The organism is Haloarcula sp. CGMCC 1.6347 (genome assembly GCF_037078395.1).
Classification (GTDB): domain Archaea; phylum Halobacteriota; class Halobacteria; order Halobacteriales; family Haloarculaceae; genus Haloarcula; species Haloarcula amylolytica.
This window is the reverse complement of record NZ_JAYMGX010000001.1, coordinates 351,310-367,974: the sequence shown is the minus strand read 5'-3', so window position 1 is coordinate 367,974 and position 16,665 is coordinate 351,310. Positions and strand designations below refer to the sequence as shown.

Genomic DNA, 16,665 nt, shown 5'->3' with positions numbered 1-16,665 from the left:
ATTGGGCTTTCCGATAGAGAACGGATTTGAGGGCAGCAGAGCGCTCAGCGCTGGGCTTCCGAAAGCGGCGAATCGTCGGTTTTCGTCGCCGCTGACGGGTCGCGTGCGATCCGATCGGCGCACTCGAAGCCCGCGACGATACCGCCGTTGAGCGAGCGCTCCGGATACTGGGCACGCGAGGCCATCCCGGCGTAGTAGAGACCGTCCGCGACGGCGTCGCCGAGGTCGTAGGGGATGACCATGTCCAGATAGCCGCGCTCGTACACCGGTGCCGTCCGGGGGTTGCGGCCCGTCCGAATCCAGTTGACGGCGTCGCGGTCGAACTCGGGGAAGAGGGATTCGATGCCCTGCAGCCACGTCTCGGCGACTTCGTCGTCGGTCTGTTGCCAGATGGCTTCGGATTCGTCCTGGATGTAACGAGCGACGTACAGCAGATGTTCGCCGCCGTACCGCTCGGCGGAGACGAAGTTCGTGTGTTCGATGAGCGCGCCGAAGGGGGCGTCGTCGGCGATGTTCAGCCAGTACGTATCCAGCAGGGGTTCGTCCATACTGATGACCGAACACACCGTCCCCTGGAAATCGATATCGCAGGTGTAGCCGGTCAACGCCTCCAGTACGTTCGGCATCGCCGCGACGACGACGTCGTCGGCTTCGTGAACCGTCGTCTCGGTTCCGTCCGTGGCCGTCAACGACGAGACGGTCCCGCCGCTCGTATCGACCTCGGTCACGCGCGTGCCCGTGGAGATATTTTCGCGGCCGACGGCGTCGACCAGCGCGTCGAGCAGTCGGCCGAATCCGCCGTCGAAGTAGCCCAGAATCTCGCCGTTCAGGATGTCCCGCTCGCCGCGAAACTTGACCCGCCCGAGCAGCCACGCGGCGCTCACGTCGTCTTTCCGGTCGCCGAACTTCGCGTCGAGCAGCGGCTCGAAGAAGTTCTCGTAGACGCCCCGGCTGGTGTGCTCGACGACGAACTCCTCGATGGGAACGTCCTCGAAGTCCTCTAAGCGTTCGTAGGTGTCGAACTTCGGGACGCCGCCGCGAACGTCGATGTCGAGGACGAGCATCCCCAGCCGGAACGTGTCGTACAGCGAGAGATGCGGGTACGAGAGGATCTCCCAGGGCTTGTCCATGGAGTGGACGACGCCGTCGACGTAGTAGGCGTTCTTCCCGATGTGCCACTCGACCGCGTCACCGAGGCCCAGGTCCTCGGCGAGTTCGACGATGGTTTCCTCGGATTTCGAGAGGTGGTGATAGAACTTCTCGATGGGGTCCCCGGCCGTCTCGTAGGTCGCTGCCAGGCCGCCCAGATCCTCGCTCGCTTCGAACACACGGACCTCGTGGCCGCGTTGCTGGAGCCGGTACGCTGCCGAGAGGCCGGCGATACCGCCACCGACGACGCCAATCATACCCCGACCTATCAGCGGTCGTGGGATTTAGTTTGCGCTTCGGTCGCCGCCGTCTCCGTGTCGTCGGGTCCGAAGTCATCTTCCGCCTCATCACCCGTCACCGCCTGCTGGAATTCGAGGATCGCGACGGTCCCCGTCGGGTGGTTGTCCTCGAACCAGAGCGTCCCGCCGTACAGGTCCATCATGACTGAGACGAAGTAGAGGCCGAAGCCGCCGGCGGTCTGGTCGGGGGAGAGCCCGCGTTCGAACACCGTCGTCTTCAGTTCGTCGCTCATTCCGGGGCCGTCGTCGGCGATACGGACCTGCAGCCAGTCGCTGGCCTGCTGGACCGAGACGGCCACTTGCGGGGTGTCGGCGTTGTTGTGGTCGACCGCGTTCCGGAGGATGCTCAGGAGGACCTCTTCGAGCAGTGCGTTCGCCTGCACGCTGTAGTCTCCGACCAGTTCACAGGAGACCGATACCGACTCGTACTCGACCCGGAGCGACTCAATCGAGCGACGGAGCGTGGCGTTGAGGTCGACGGCGTCCAACCGCTCAGCTTCGCTCGCCGTCACGGTGTTGTTGATATCCCGGATCGTTTCGCTCATCTCCGTGAGCTTCCCACACCAGTTGCTGATGCTGTCGAGATGCCGTCGTTTCGACCGCGGCACGTCGGTTCTGATGTGCTCCGCGCGGCCGCGGATGACGACCATCGCGTTGTGCAGCGAGTGTCTGAGGACGCCGTTGAAGAACTCGATCTGCTCGCGGCGTCGCTGAACAGAACTTCGGCTCTGGCGGAGTTCGCGCTCGCGTTCGACCTGGTCGAGGGCTACCTGCGTCGTCTGTGCGAGAATCGCGGCGTACCGCCTGTCCTCCGTGGCGAGGGTGCTGTCGTGGGACGTAATCGCCATCACGCCGTGGGAGCCAAGCGGCAGCATCAGCGCGTTGTCCAGTGGGTCGAGTCCGTCCTTATCGAGCGAGACGGCCTGTATCTCACCGGTTTCGTACGTCTTCCAGAGTTTGCTTTCGGGCTCGTCCGTCGGCGAGGCGTACAGCAGTTCGTCCTCGACGTGTTCCGCAATCGATTCGCTAATGACGGCCGGTTCGAGGATGCCGTCGTCTTCGAGGAACACGCCCGCCGCGTTCTGGTCGAGGACGGCCGTCGCGAACTCGACAGCCATCTCCGCGACCGCCTCGGCGGTCTCGGCCTCGATGAACTGCTGGGTCGCGGCCTGCAGCGCTTCGAGTCGGTCCTGACGGCGCTGCTGGCCGGTCACGTCCCTGAGAACGACGAGCCGACCGCGTTCCGTCCCGGACTGGTCGGTGAGGCTCGTCGTCTGTGGGTTGTAGTACGTGAACGAATCTCCGAACGAGAACACCTCGCCACGCTCGATGTGGTCAACGAGCCCCGGGACGAGGTCGTCAAGTAGCTCTCCGTCGGGGTCCGGGTGATCCAGCGCGCTGGCCGCCGCGGCGTTGTAATCAATGATGACACAGTCGTCGTTGAGAGCGATGACTGGGTCGGGGAGGTTGTCGACGAGGGTGTCACCCGACAGCGTCGTCACAGACAGCGATTCGTCCTTGAACAGTACCCAGCCGACGAGCACCGCGTTGAGCGAGAACGCTACCGGCGTGAAGTCGATGGCCGGGTGCGGCGTGTAGCCGAAATCATACAGCACAGCGACGAATATCGGAAGGCCGGTTCCGATAATGATCGCCGCTGTCTGTCGCCGATAGACGTTCTGCGACCGGAACAAGAACTCGATCAGGAGTGCGTATCCGAGCAGTAACAGCCCGTAACTGACGGCGAGAAGTACCGCGAACGTGGGACCGCGCTGGATGGCGACCAGCGTCGTACCGAGCTGAGTGACAGGCACGGCCGCCACTTCGACGAGGTCGTGTGCCTGGTCCGTCAGCAGTAATAGCACGTCCGCGTTCACCACGAGAAACAGCGGGACGAGAGACGATGGCCGAAGCCACGACTGTCGGCCGGTGTAGACGAGCGCGAAGACGACCCAGAGCCCGATGACCTGCATAGCGGCGGTTCGCGACAGCAGGTACACTGTCCTGACAGCGGCGGGGTCCGAAACGACTATCTGCCATATCGAGATAGCACACCAGCAGCCCCCAGCGACCGCGAGCCAGCCGTACTGGCGAGCGCCGGGGACATCCTGGTTTCGGGCGGCGACGACAGCGATTGCGAAACCGATGAGCGCCCCACCCGCGTTCCCGAGGATGGCGACCGTGGCGATGTCGACATCCATATCGATACCTATTCCAACGTCAGGTTTCCCTGTATTATGCCTTTGGGCCGCGTTCTCAGTACTGCGAAACGGCCACAGTGTCGGTTCGCTACCTTTTTGCCTACACTGCTGAAATTCGCAGGCATGCTGACAGTCCGGGCGCCGGCTACCAGTGCGAACCTCGGGAGCGGCTTCGACGTGTTCGGCGTCGCACTGGAGCGTCCGGCCGACGTCGTCCGTCTGGAGAAGGCCGACCGGGTCACCATCGAAATGACTGGCGCTGGCAGCCAGTATATCCCGGAGGACCCCGACAAAAACACCGTCGGCGCGGTCGCCGAGGCGCTTGATGCGCCGGCCCACATTCAGATAGACAAGGGTGTCCGTCCCGCATCGGGGCTTGGCTCCTCCGCGGCCAGCGCCGCCGCGGCGGCCGTCGGGCTGAACGAACTGTACGACCGCGGCTACTCCCGCGAGGAACTGGTTCCCATCGCCGCCAAGGGCGAGGCCGTCGTCTCCGGGGACGCCCACGACGACAACGTCGCCCCCTCGATAATGGGCGGGTTCACCATCGCGACTGACAAGGGCGTCACGCAGGTCGACGCCGACATCCCCCTCGTCGCGTGTCTCCCCGACATCGTCGTTTCCACGCGGGACGCGCGCAACGTCGTCCCCGAGACCGCCCGCGTCGATCAGATGGTAGAGACGGTTGGCAACGCCGCGTCGCTGACGACGGGGATGCATCGCGACGACCCCGAACTCGTCGGCCAGGGGATGCACGACACCGTCGTGACGCCGGCCCGCGCGCAACTCATCGACGGCTACGAGCAGGTCCGCGAGGCCGCGCTGGCGGCCGGAGCCACCGGCGTCACTATCTCCGGAGCCGGACCGACGGTTATCGCCGCCTGTGCCGAGGAAGACCGCCGGAAAATCGCGAGCACGATGCTCGACGCTTTCGGTGAGCGCGGCGTCGACGCCCGCGTGTACCAGACCCGAATCGGCGGCGGCGCTGAAGTGTTCTGAGACCGTCCGCAGGTCCGAGCCGGCACCTCTGCGAGTAGCGGCTGGTTCCGTTTCGAAGGCAGTCGTCAAGGAGTCTGAACGAGCATTCCCGTCAGCGCGACGGAGAACTACCCCGCTGGGCGACGAGATGTCTGTACTGCGTTATAGCACTATGTACTGCTATTAGTAACAACAAGGCGTCTCGCCGAGCTACCTGAACTATCAATGGCATCTCAGACGGGGCACGCGCTTCCAGCAGCATACGACGCGCTCAACATCGGCATCGCACTGTACGACCCCGACAGTGGTGCTATTCTGGACGGCAATGAACGGCTGGCAGAGATATTCGGATACTCGGTTTCGGAGTTGCGCGAGCGGTCGATCAGCGAGTACACCGCAAACACATTCGTCCACTCTGTCGCCGATTTCAGGTCCCGGTTGCAGGACAGCGCCGCGGGCGAGTCGCGCCAGTTCACCTGGCGGATCAAACGGGCGGACGGCGAGCTCATCTGGGCCCGGATTCACCTCTCGGAACGGGTCGTGTCCGGGGGGACGTACGTCTGTGCGGAGATCCGTGACATCACGGAGTACTTCGAGACACACCACCGCGAGGAGCTCCTCTGGCGGATACTGCGACACAACCTGCGGAACGAAGCGACAGTCATCGCCGGAAACACGGCTCGTATCACAGCTTCAGCCGGGACTGAGGCCGTGCGGGACGCCAGCAAGACGATTCGGTCCCGCGTCGAAAACCTCACAAACATCGTCGAATCCGTCAAGCAGATCGAACGGGCAGTCGCGCGCCCCGGCACAGACTACACTCGCTGTCACGTCACGCGCAGGGTACGAGGTATCGTGAACACCATCCTGACCGACTACCCTACTTCAGAGATTACCGTTACCGAACGGGCGGAGCTGTGGGTAGACAGCAATGACGCATTCACATACGCACTCACCCACGCCATCGAGAACGCAATCATTCACAGTGAGGCTGTCACCCCGTCAGTCGAGGTACGCATCGGTCCGTCACCGAACACCGGCCGAGTGGAGATTTGCATTCGTGATTCGAACCCCCCGATTCCAGATACGGAGATCAGCGCGCTCTTCGACCCGACGCAGGCCACAGAAACGGCGCACGGTACCGGCGTCGGCCTGTTCGTCATGAAGTGGTGTATCGAGTCTCTCGGCGGTGAGCTCCGATTCGAGCGGAGCGGTGACGGGAACGCCGTCTTCTTCTATTTACCGGCGCGGGACCCGCCGGACGACCAGCAGTAGCGCGCCGGTCCTCGACTACGGGACGTGGTCGGGCAGATACTCAAACCGAGAAGCCAAAGACGAAAGGCAGGTCAGCCGCCCTGAATGTACTCGTTGCGAACGTCGTGGAGCACTTCCTCGGCGTGGCCCTCGGGGTTCGAGGGGGCTGGGTCGTAGACGGACTTGACTTCGCCGTCGGCCAGCACGAACGTCCGGCGGTCCGTCCGGCCGCCGCTGGTGTCCAGGCCGAACGCTTCGGCCACGGTCCCGTCGGGGTCGGCCAGCAGGTCGTACAGCAGGCCTTCCGCCTCGGCGAACTCGTCGTGGGTCGCCACGTCGTCCATCGAGACGCCGTAGACGGTGATACCGCCCTCGCGGAACTGCGGGAGGTGTTCCTGAAAATCGCGGGCTTCAATGGTACAGCCGCCGGTGAAGTCCTCCGGGAAGAAGTACACCACTGTTGGCTCCTCGAAGTCAGGCGAGACTGTTTCGCCGAACTGGTTCTGTGCGCTGACCTCGGGCGCTGGCGCTCCGGGTTCGAGCATATCATCGGTTGGTCGGCGGGGCCTACACACCTTTGGGTGGCGGCAGCACGACCCGACGGCAGGATTTGGACAACCATTTAACCGACCCCTTGGAAACCCTGCCTATGTCGAATCCGCGAATCCTGATTCTCGGGCCGCCGGGAGCCGGCAAAGGGACCCAGAGCGCCAACCTCGCCGAGGAGTACGGCGTCGAACACATCACGACCGGAGACGCGCTCCGGGGGAACAAGGACATGGACATCAGCGACATGGACACCGAGTACGACACGCCCCGCGAGTACATGGAAGCGGGCGACCTCGTGCCGGACGCGGTCGTCAACGCCATCGTCGACGAGGCGCTCTCCCAGGCCGACGGGTTCGTACTCGACGGCTACCCGCGCAATCTCGACCAGGCCGAGGAACTGGAAGGGATGACCGAACTCGACGTGATCCTCTCGCTCGACGTGTCCCGCGAGGAACTGGTCGACCGACTTACGGGCCGGCGGGTCTGTGACGACTGCGGAACGAACTACCACGTCGAGTTCAATCAGCCCGAAGAGGACGGAGTCTGTGACGACTGTGGCGGCGACCTCATCCAGCGCGACGACGACAACGAGGAGTCCGTCCGCAACCGACTGGACGTGTTCGACGACAACACCGCACCGGTCATCGACCACTACGGGGACCACGACGGCTTCGTCGCCGTCGATGGCGAACAGACCCCCGACGAGGTCTGGAGCGAGATTCAGGACGCCGTCGACGCACAGACGGCCTGAGACGCGACGGAACCGCCGTTCGAGGCCGACATCGTCGAGACAGTCAGAGTAAAACGTTGATATGCCGTCGCACCTCAAGCACACACAATGGCACGTACCGCGCCGAAGGTAGAACGACTCGCCGAAGACGGCGAGGCAATGACTGATGCGCTCTCGACGGTACTCGCTGCGGCCGAAGAGAACGGGACCGTCACCTGGAGCGACGTGAGCGACGACCTCACGAGCGGCGAGTGGGGCCGGCTCATCGAATCCGGCCTGCTCATCGACGCCGACGGCGAGGGGTTCGTTATCGACGATCCCGAGGGCGTCCGCGAGGCACTCGAAGAGTCCGACGCCGAGCCCAGCGACGATGACGACGACAGCGGCTGGTCGAAGTGGGACAAGCTCGCCGGCCTCGGGACGCTCGGCCTGTTCGCAGGCTACTCGATGACCTCGGTCCGCGACGTTATCGCAGGCGGGGTCATCGACATTGTCCTCGGGCCGCTCAACGATATGCTTCCCTTTTATGTCGTCATCCTGGTGCTTGCGATCATCACCGGCACCACCTCGACGATTCTCCAGGACAACCTCATGGATATGTCGGGGATGGGCGACCACCAGGAGAAGATGGAGGACCTGAAAGAGCGCCGCAAAGCCGCGAAGGAACGCGACGACCAGGAGGCACTTGACCGCCTCGAAGAGGAGCAGATGGAGCTGATGACCGACCAGATGGGGATGTTCAAACAGCAGTTCCGCCCGATGGTGTGGATCATGCTGGTCAACATCCCGCTGTTCCTCTGGCTCTACTGGATCGTCTTCGGAGCCGGCGTCGAGGCGAGCCCAGTGATCACGCTGCCCATCTTCGGTGAGGTCGAAGCGTGGCGCAACGGCGTCGCCGGCCCAGTTCAGGCGTGGATCGTCTGGTACTTCCTGTGCTCGCTGTCGTTCACCCAGATCATCCGGAAGGCGCTCAACGTCGAGACGACGCCGACCGGGTAGGCGCGAAGAGACAGCCCTTTCTATCGGGGCCTCCCGAACACCTCTATGTTGATTACCGTCTCCGGCCCGGCCGGCAGCGGCAAGAGCACACTTGCCAAGAGCCTGGCCGACGCCCTGAGCTACGAGCACGTCAGCGGCGGGGACATCTTCCGCTCGCTGGCCGAGGAACGCGGGATGACGCCGCTCGAACTGAACAAAGCAGCCGAGGAGGACGACCAGATCGACCGCGATCTGGACCGCCGGCTCCGGGATATCGCCGCCGAGCGCGACGACCTCGTACTGGAGTCCCGTCTCGCCGGCTGGATGGCGGGCGAGTACGCCGACATGAAACTGTGGCTGACCGCGCCGCTCGATGTACGCGCCGACCGCATCGCGACGCGGGAGAACAAGCCCTTCGAGCAGGCAAAGACTGAAACCCGGGAGCGCGGCGAGAGCGAGGCCCAGCGCTACAGCGACTACTACGACATCGATTTCGACGACCTCTCTATCTACGATCTGGCGGTCAACACCGCCCGCTGGGACCCGCAGGGCGTTCTGAGCGTGACCCTGCACGCCGTCGAATCGTACAGCCCCGACGGCGACGAAGGGAAGGCACCGGTCGAGAACATCCGGTACGAGTTCTGAGTCGATGACGCTCCGTGCCCCGCCCGACGACCGGGACCTGGACTCGCTTCGCTCCTTCGGCGTCGTCAACCTCGACAAGCCCCCGGGACCCTCGGCCCACCAGGTCGCGGCCTGGATTCGCGACGCCACCGGCCAGAACCGGGTCGCCCACGGCGGGACGCTCGACCCGAAGGTGACGGGCTGTCTGCCCGTGTTGCTCGGCGACGCCGCCCGGATGGCCCAGGTGTTCGACGACGCTGTCAAGGAGTACGTCACCGTGCTCGAACTCCACGACCAGGCCCCGGCCGACATCACGGACATCGTCGCCGAGTTCGAGACCGAGATTTACCAGAAGCCGCCCCGGAAGAGCGCGGTCAAGCGCCAGTTGCGCTCGCGGCGGATTCACGCGCTGGATATCCTCGAACAGGCCGAGCGCAGACTGCTCCTGCGGGTCCGCTGTGCCTCGGGGACCTACATCCGGAAACTGTGTCACGACATCGGGCTGGCGGCGGGTACGGGCGCACACATGGGCGACCTCCGCCGGACGGCGACCGGCACCTTCGACGACGCGTCGCTGTCGACGATGCACGACCTCGTCGACGCGCTAGCCTTTGCCGACGAGGGTGACGAGGGGAAACTCCGCGAGATTATCCAGCCGGCGGAGCGCGCGCTGGTCCACCTGCCGCGGGTCACGATTGCACCGAGTGCTGCTCGGGAAGTCGAAGACGGTGCGCCGGTGTATGCGCCGGGTGTCATCGAAGCCGGCCTGGCCGAAGTAGGTGACGCGACGGCCGAGGTGGGGTCGCAGGTCGTCTGTGTCACGCCCGACGGCGCTGCGGTCTGTCTGGGGATGCTCGTCGCCGACCCGGACGCCGACAGCGGCCTCGTTGTCGAACTCGACCGCGTGCTGGTGTAGGTCGTCGTTCCGGGGCCAACGTCGATAATTCCGGGTCAGGTACTCATGAGCCGCGGGAAAAGCTAAGAACGCTTCACGCATAGTACTAGTATGGACCGATGGGTCGACCCCGACGAGGCTGACCCGGCGCAGTGGCGTGGAACAGGACCGTACGACGACCTGCGCCGGGGCGAGGAGACGGTCTCAGTGCTCGAACGCGCAAGTCGGACGCCACTGCCGTATCAGTACGAGATCGATATCCACCATGACAACGACGTCGCCGAGCAGTTCCGGTCCAGCGAATACAAACACGCACGTATCGTCTACAACAGCGGCGTTGACGCCAACCGACGGATCAAGCTCCTTACCCGCGGAGTGCTGTGGGGTGGCGACGAACTACACCAGCGGTTTCAGGCGCAGTACCGTCGACCGCCGCCACCCACTGAGACCGTTCCGTTCGGTGAGTATACCGTCTGGACCCGGTACCAGTACGGGACCATCGAGCGAACAGACGACGGACTAACGTTCACTGAGAGCGAAGCGAACCCGGACGAATCGCTCCAGGAACTCGACTGGGCGACCCTTTTCGACCCGGTCCGAGAACGGCTCGCAGAGTTGGAACTGGTCCGGAACCCCTCCTTCGCGAAATACCGCTTGAAAGAACTCGGTGAGTGGACTGCCTATCGAACGCGGTTCCAGTACGACCCCGGCGCGTTCGCCATCGGTCCCTGATTAGGGGACCTATAATAAATCGGGATGGGCGGTACACAACGTCATGAAGCACCTACTAATTGCGGTCCCGCTTCAGCCCGGTGGCGGGTTCCTCGAACTAGCGCTGCTGTTTCTCGTCCTCGCCGTCGTTGCTGGGCTGGCCGGCCTGGGGGGCGTGGCGGGGCTCAGCATGCGAATAGCGAAGATACTCGTCGTCGTGTTCCTCGTCCTGATGGTCGTTAGCTTCCTCCTGTGACGCCGGCTTCGGTGGGTAGTGTCACCGCCACACCGTTTCTGAATCCTTTTATCCATGTGACGACTTCTATCGGGTATGACCGAGCAGGACGCAGCCGACGACACGGCCGCGACGGAGGAGTCGACCGCGAGCGAGGCGCAAGCGGACGGCAACGTCGACGCGGATTTCGAAGACGCCCCCGAGGACGTCACCGCAGACGAGGTTGACCTGGGCGAGTTCGACGTCGACGACGATCTGGTCGACCGGGTCGCCGAATCGGACCCCGAAGACATCGCTCGGGAACTCTCCGCGCTGCGGACGCGCGCAGACAGTCTCGAATCGCAGGTCGAACAGCAGGACGGCGACATCGAGGAGCTAGAGGAGAAGCTCAAGCGCAAGCAGGCGGAGTTCCAGAACTACAAGAAGCGGATGGACAAGCGCCGCGAACAGGAGCAACAGCGTGCCACTGAGGACCTCGTGACGCGCCTGCTCGACGTTCGGGACAATCTGGAGCGCGCGCTCGGACAGGACGAGGACACCGATATCAGGGGCGGAGTCGAGTCCACGCTCCGCCAGCTTGACGACGTGCTCGACGCCGAGAACGTCGAGGTTATCGACCCCGAACCGGGCGGAGACGTCGACCCGACACAGCATCAGGTGCTCGCCCGCGTCGACAGCGACCAGCCGGACGGAGCCATCGCCGATGTCCACCGGCCGGGCTACGAGATGGCCGACAAAGTGCTGCGCGAGGCACAGGTAACCGTCAGCGAGAGCGAGGAGTAGCGGGCGACCACGACGGTATAGCGGTCGTATTGCGGTACATTAAATAATCACCGGTCAGGGAACGCCACCGAGTAGAAAAACGCCCGGAGGAGGCCCCTTTGTCCGTTTTTCCGATCAGTACATCTAGCAACTTTTAACCGGCGCAATCCGCTATGAGCGGGTAAGATGGCGAGCAACAAGATTCTGGGTATCGACCTTGGGACCACGAACAGCGCGTTCGCGGTCATGGAAGGTGGCGACCCCGAAATCATTGTCAACGGCGAAGGCGAGCGGACGACACCCTCTGTCGTCGCGTTCGACGACGGCGAGCGACTCGTCGGGAAACCGGCGAAGAACCAGGCGGTAAAGAACCCCGACGAGACCATCCAGTCGATCAAGCGCCACATGGGCGAGGACGACTACTCGGTCGAACTGGACGGGGAGGAGTACACGCCGGAGCAGGTCTCGGCGATGATCCTCCAGAAGATCAAACACGACGCCGAGGAGTACCTCGGCGACGAGATCGAGAAGGCCGTCATTACCGTCCCGGCGTACTTCAACGACCGACAGCGCCAGGCGACCAAGGACGCCGGGGAGATCGCCGGCTTCGAGGTCGAACGCATCGTCAACGAGCCGACCGCGGCCGCGATGGCCTACGGCCTCGACGACGAGTCCGACCAGACGGTCCTCGTGTACGACCTCGGGGGCGGCACCTTCGACGTCTCCATCCTCGACCTCGGTGGGGGTGTCTACGAAGTCGTCGCGACCAACGGGGACAACGACCTCGGTGGCGACGACTGGGACCACGCCATCATCGACTACCTCGCCGACGAGTTCGAGGCCGAACACGGCATCGACCTGCGCGACGACCGGCAGGCCCTCCAGCGGCTGACCGAAGCCGCCGAGGAAGCCAAGATCGAGCTCTCCTCGCGCAAGGAGACCCGCATCAACCTCCCGTTCATCGCGACCACGGACGACGGGCCGCTGGACCTCGAACAGAAGATCACGCGCGCGAAGTTCGAGTCCCTCACCGAGGACCTCATCGAGCGCACCGTCGGCCCGACGGAGCAGGCGCTTGCCGACGCTGAATACACCAAAAGCGACATCGACGAGGTCATTCTCGTCGGTGGCTCGACGCGGATGCCCCAGGTGCAGGACCAGGTCGAGGAGATGACCGGGCAGGAGCCGAAGAAGAACGTCAACCCCGACGAGGCCGTCGCGCTGGGCGCGGCCATCCAGGCCGGCGTCCTGAGCGGCGACGTGGACGACATCGTCCTGCTCGACGTGACGCCGCTGTCGCTGGGTGTCGAGGTCAAGGGTGGTCTGTTCGAGCGGCTCATCGACAAGAACACGACCATTCCGACCGAGGAGTCGAAGATCTTCACGACCGCTCAAGACAACCAGACGCAGGTCCAGATCCGCGTCTTCCAGGGCGAGCGTGAGATTGCCGAGGAGAACGAACTGCTCGGCGCGTTCGCGCTCTCCGGCATCCCGCCGGCCCCCGCGGGCACGCCCCAGATTGAAGTGTCCTTTAACATCGACGAGAACGGGATCGTCAACGTCGAAGCCGAGGACAAGGGCTCGGGCAACAAGGAGGATATCACCATCGAAGGCGGTGCTGGCCTCTCCGACGACCAGATCGAGGAGATGCAACAGGAGGCCGAACAGCACGCCGAAGAGGACGAGCAGCGCCGCGAGCGCATCGAAGCGCGCAACGAGGCCGAAGCGTCCGTCCGCCGTGCCGAGACGCTCCTCGACGAGAACGAGGAGGAGATCGACGAAGACCTCCAGTCCGACATCGAGGCGAAAATCGAGGACGTCGAGGAAGTCCTCGAAGACGAGGACGCCACGAAGGAAGACTACGAGGAGGTCACCGAAACCCTGAGCGAGGAACTGCAGGAGATCGGCAAGCAGATGTACCAGGACCAGGCCCAGCAGGCCGCCGGCGGTGCCGCGGGCGCTGGTCCGGGCGGCGCAGCCGGGGCCGGCGGAGCCGCTGGACCAGGTGGCGCAGCAGGCGGCGCTGCAGAGCAGGGCGAGGAGTACGTCGACGCCGACTTCGAAGACGTCGACGACGAAGACGAGGACTAACAGGACGAGGCCGAGTCGTCGGCTCGGAAGATGAGCGAAGCGATATCTTCCGGTGTTTCGAGACGTGAGCGGAGCGAACGTCTCGAAGACGATGACGAAGAATAAGTCGTTTTCACCAGCTCGTTAGACGTGTCTGGCGGGCTCGCAACGGTGAACGGCACATATTTTTTGAGTGCCGGAAGTGCTGAAGCTGAATCCACGGGTCTGGGGAGCGTTGTCGGATTCACGAAGCGGTCGGATTGGGTCAGTAGGAGTATCTGTTCAGTACATGGCTGCGTTCCATCATGTTGAGTTGACAATCGCTGTGAGCGGGCACATCGCTGTTCCGATCCTCCTAACCAAGGAATCGGAGTATTAGTAGGGATCGCCTAGCGCAGGTAACCCTGATAATCAAAACAGTATAAGATAATGAAAATAGCGCATATATATCAGATAGTCGAGCGTACGGCCGCACAGTGAGCAACCAGAAACAGATACAAGCGCAGCGGCTGAGCACCCACCTCGACGCGGTGCGACACGAAGACCGTCGGCAGATACTCTTAGCGATACGTGACACGGAGCGGTGGCGGCCGTCCATCTCGGAGTTCGACGGCAGTCGGACACCAGTGGGAGAGCCGGCAATCCCGGCGGACCTCTATCACCGGCATCTCCCGAAGTTAGCGGAGATGGAGCTCATCAAGTGGGACCGGGAGACTCACTGGGTAACACGCGGCCCGGAGTACGAGCAGGTCCGACCGCTCCTTGCGTTCCTCTCCGAGAACTACGACGAGTGAGAGATAGGGAGGGCAAAATCCCGAACTGCGTTGTTCGCTAATCCTGTTCGAGTGGCGTCATTTCCACGACGCCCTGCGAGAGGAGGCGGCGCGCGATGACGATGAGTCCGTTTCTGAGTCCGGTCGCGAAGATGGCCTGTTCGTCGCCAGTCTGCGGGTCAATTGAGCTGACGAGCATTGCCGACCGGTCGACGAGCAGGAGCCGGCCGACAGCAGCGTCTTCCTGCGGTGTCATCTCGCCGCGGAGCCAGTCCAGTTCCGACAGGAACGCGGTCGCGCGTGGGATTTCCTGTTCCACACGGTCCCGTATCGAAGCGGACCCGCTTCCGACGATAAGGTCGATATCCGAGTCGATGGAATTGAGTTGCTCGATCAGTGGCTCGGTGAGGACCGCGTCGGAACCGATGACGAGGACCACTTCGTTGGTCGTGTCGCCGATGATTGCCGCGGCACGGTTCTCGATAGCTTCGGACCCGGTGAGCGACCAGACCTCCTGTAGCTCGGCCTCGTCGTCGTCGTCGGACTCGATGCTTCCCATCTCGCGTAGCGCGGACTGGAGGCGTTCGACGCGCTCTTCGTACTGATCGCGGAGCGTTTCGGTGGCCTCGGAGAGCGGGACGGCCCGGAACTGCTGGGGACTGGAATGCTGGACCTCGACCAGCCCCTTCGCTTCGAGAATCCGGACGGCGTCGTAGACCCGCGTTCTCGGGACCTCCGTCACCTCGCTCAGTCCCTTCGCTGTACCGCTGGACATCCGAGAGAGTCCGACAAAACATTTCGCCTCATACTCTTTCAGGCCCAACTCCTGGAGTAAACTTACTGCTTCTTCGTGTGTTGCATCAGATGTCATGTGTCCCAACCTTCATCTCGGTGGAAGCCGAGGATGTGTAGAGAGATGACGCCCACAGGTAAAAGACGTTGTTACTGTAACACTGTCGGCTCTCGTCTCAGTGAGCGTTGTTCGACGAACGATCCATAGCGTATTGTGACTGAAGGAGCCTCCAGCGGTTGTAATCGACGATCTGCGTCGAAGTTATTTCAACGTGACATCTATGTTTACTCAATTAATCACACAACTGTTATACATGGGTCCTGACTATGAGTAGTTGGCACGCAGCAATCTATGTGTCCCAACCACATCTGCTGCGTGCTATTTTCAAAAGATCGGTCCGACAGGCTCTGAGCGGCGCGTCCAGAACGTGGTTTCCCCGAAGCAGATCGCTGTAAGATGGAACTCAGCAGTCATCTCGCTGCCCGTATTTCGACCCCAGTGTTCACTCTCGGTGGAAACAGTTCACTCCGAAAAGCAAGTTCATCGGATAGCTATTGTATCAGCCTACGGTTATAAAATGTAACCAACACCGTGTATTCACAGACATGTAACCGGTGTTCACTCCGATATTAGATAGCTGTATTATACATCACATATCCAACTGATGAATTGACAGTAGAATTAATATGATAGATAGACATATTTCCAGTAATGAGTGGGTCCGACAGGCGGCCCGACCGGACATCTGACGACCCGGACACCCTCCACGCGGAGTTCGACTGGGACGTTGTCTCACCGTCAGTCGCAGTGATGCAAACGGTCGCGACCGCGGCTGACCGAGAGGCCATAGAGCTATCGCCCCTCATCGAAACGCTCGATCCGGACGCGCTTGACGAGCTATTTGTCCATGCGTCAGGTCCGGACAGAGCCGTTTCGCTCTCGTTTCAGCTGGACGACTACGCTGTGACCGTGACCGGATCTGGGGACGTGTATGTCCGCACCGGGCCCGTCCGTTCGTGACCGTTTGCAGGACAGGCACACCACCGACGGCGGCCGGTGACGCTTCCCGGAGACGCTCTAGCGGGCCCGCCTGTGAGGTGCAAACAGTCAGCCAGTCTCGTTACCGAGCGTCACTGTGTCGAGCGTCGTCGTCCGCTCGCCCGGCGCGCCAAGTGGCCGACCGGTCCAGCGAACCGCAACGGTATCGCCGCTGTCGAGGAAGAAGCCGACGGAGACGTCGCCGTCGAGGTAGTTACCGTCGCCGTCCGAGTCCACGCGCGGGTCGTCAAGAACGATTGTATCGTCAGATTCGACGGGTAGCTGGTCCGCCCCGGCCCACGTCAGCGTGGTCGAGCGGTTCCGGTCGGCGTCGGTGACGACGAGTGTCAGCGCGTGCGTGCTGGTGTCCGTGAGTCTGTCCCCGCCGGCGTGGGTAAGCGTGACCGCCCCTGCCTCGGCGTCGAACTGGCCGTCGATGGTGACCGACGGGGACGCCGTCCGCAGGTCCGCGCCGGGGCCGACGACGAGTGCGGCCAGCCCGACAACGGCCAGCGCCGCGAGCCCCCAGACTGCGACTCGCTCGACCGTGACGAGACCCCGGTGACCACGCGACGACTCAAGATTCATTGCCCGAATCCTCCCCCGGCACGGAAATAAGCGCCCCG

General features: G+C 63.1%; 17 protein-coding genes. 12 read left to right on the top strand and 5 right to left on the bottom strand.

Annotated features, from left to right (window positions below; genetic code table 11):
• Positions 1-44 precede the first annotated feature (44 nt).
• Both VI340_RS02005 and VI340_RS02000 read right to left on the bottom strand, forming a co-directional pair.
• Positions 45-1,406 (bottom strand): NAD(P)/FAD-dependent oxidoreductase, encoded by a 1,362-nt coding sequence (locus VI340_RS02005; protein ID WP_336357665.1) that lies wholly within the window; start codon positions 1,404-1,406, stop codon positions 45-47.
• An 11-nt stretch (positions 1,407-1,417) separates the two neighbouring features.
• Positions 1,418-3,649, bottom strand: a complete 2,232-nt coding sequence (locus VI340_RS02000) for a sensor histidine kinase (protein WP_336329916.1) — start codon at positions 3,647-3,649, stop codon at positions 1,418-1,420.
• Between the two features lie 123 nt (positions 3,650-3,772).
• Between VI340_RS02000 and VI340_RS01995 the strand changes: the two genes are divergently transcribed.
• Both VI340_RS01995 and VI340_RS01990 read left to right on the top strand, forming a co-directional pair.
• On the top strand, positions 3,773-4,648 hold the full coding sequence (locus VI340_RS01995; RefSeq protein WP_008310808.1) for a homoserine kinase: 876 nt from the start codon (positions 3,773-3,775) through the stop codon (positions 4,646-4,648).
• Between the two features lie 204 nt (positions 4,649-4,852).
• The gene (locus tag VI340_RS01990; protein ID WP_008310809.1) at positions 4,853-5,902 is read left to right on the top strand and encodes a PAS domain-containing sensor histidine kinase; all 1,050 of its coding nucleotides are present in this window, start codon (positions 4,853-4,855) and stop codon (positions 5,900-5,902) included.
• A 71-nt stretch (positions 5,903-5,973) separates the two neighbouring features.
• Here VI340_RS01990 and VI340_RS01985 read toward each other — a convergent pair whose 3' ends face one another.
• Complete coding sequence (locus tag VI340_RS01985; protein ID WP_336329917.1) at positions 5,974-6,426, bottom strand: peroxiredoxin; 453 nt, start codon at positions 6,424-6,426, stop codon at positions 5,974-5,976.
• Between the two features lie 104 nt (positions 6,427-6,530).
• Between VI340_RS01985 and VI340_RS01980 the strand changes: the two genes are divergently transcribed.
• From VI340_RS01980 to VI340_RS01940, 9 genes are all read left to right on the top strand, one after another.
• Positions 6,531-7,181, top strand: a complete 651-nt coding sequence (locus VI340_RS01980) for an adenylate kinase (RefSeq protein ID WP_008310811.1) — start codon at positions 6,531-6,533, stop codon at positions 7,179-7,181.
• Between the two features lie 87 nt (positions 7,182-7,268).
• Positions 7,269-8,159 (top strand): DUF106 domain-containing protein, encoded by an 891-nt coding sequence (locus tag VI340_RS01975; RefSeq protein WP_008310812.1) that lies wholly within the window; start codon positions 7,269-7,271, stop codon positions 8,157-8,159.
• Positions 8,160-8,204: 45 nt separating this feature from the next.
• On the top strand, positions 8,205-8,783 hold the full coding sequence (gene cmk / locus VI340_RS01970; protein ID WP_008310814.1) for a (d)CMP kinase: 579 nt from the start codon (positions 8,205-8,207) through the stop codon (positions 8,781-8,783).
• A 4-nt stretch (positions 8,784-8,787) separates the two neighbouring features.
• Positions 8,788-9,678: an RNA-guided pseudouridylation complex pseudouridine synthase subunit Cbf5 gene (locus VI340_RS01965; RefSeq protein WP_336357664.1), complete on the top strand. Its 891-nt coding sequence runs from the start codon at positions 8,788-8,790 to the stop codon at positions 9,676-9,678.
• 90 nt (positions 9,679-9,768) lie between these two features.
• A complete protein-coding gene (locus VI340_RS01960) occupies positions 9,769-10,389 on the top strand; it encodes a hypothetical protein (RefSeq protein WP_336357663.1) in 621 nt (206 codons plus the stop codon).
• Between the two features lie 43 nt (positions 10,390-10,432).
• Positions 10,433-10,624, top strand: coding sequence for a DUF1328 family protein (locus VI340_RS01955; protein ID WP_336357662.1), 192 nt, complete (start codon positions 10,433-10,435; stop codon positions 10,622-10,624).
• Between the two features lie 75 nt (positions 10,625-10,699).
• Positions 10,700-11,386, top strand: a complete 687-nt coding sequence (locus VI340_RS01950) for a nucleotide exchange factor GrpE (protein ID WP_336357661.1) — start codon at positions 10,700-10,702, stop codon at positions 11,384-11,386.
• 165 nt (positions 11,387-11,551) lie between these two features.
• Entirely contained in the window at positions 11,552-13,456 is a 1,905-nt protein-coding gene (gene dnaK / locus VI340_RS01945) for a molecular chaperone DnaK (protein WP_336357660.1), read from the top strand.
• A 455-nt stretch (positions 13,457-13,911) separates the two neighbouring features.
• Positions 13,912-14,229: a hypothetical protein gene (locus tag VI340_RS01940; protein WP_336357659.1), complete on the top strand. Its 318-nt coding sequence runs from the start codon at positions 13,912-13,914 to the stop codon at positions 14,227-14,229.
• Between the two features lie 37 nt (positions 14,230-14,266).
• Here the strand turns inward: VI340_RS01940 and VI340_RS01935 are convergent, their stop codons facing one another.
• Positions 14,267-15,079 (bottom strand): TrmB family transcriptional regulator, encoded by an 813-nt coding sequence (locus VI340_RS01935; protein WP_336357658.1) that lies wholly within the window; start codon positions 15,077-15,079, stop codon positions 14,267-14,269.
• Positions 15,080-15,712: 633 nt separating this feature from the next.
• Between VI340_RS01935 and VI340_RS01930 the strand changes: the two genes are divergently transcribed.
• Complete coding sequence (locus VI340_RS01930) at positions 15,713-16,021, top strand: HalOD1 output domain-containing protein (RefSeq protein ID WP_008310833.1); 309 nt, start codon at positions 15,713-15,715, stop codon at positions 16,019-16,021.
• An 87-nt stretch (positions 16,022-16,108) separates the two neighbouring features.
• Here VI340_RS01930 and VI340_RS01925 read toward each other — a convergent pair whose 3' ends face one another.
• Positions 16,109-16,627: a hypothetical protein gene (locus VI340_RS01925; protein WP_008310835.1), complete on the bottom strand. Its 519-nt coding sequence runs from the start codon at positions 16,625-16,627 to the stop codon at positions 16,109-16,111.
• Between the last annotated feature and the right edge of the window lie 38 nt (positions 16,628-16,665).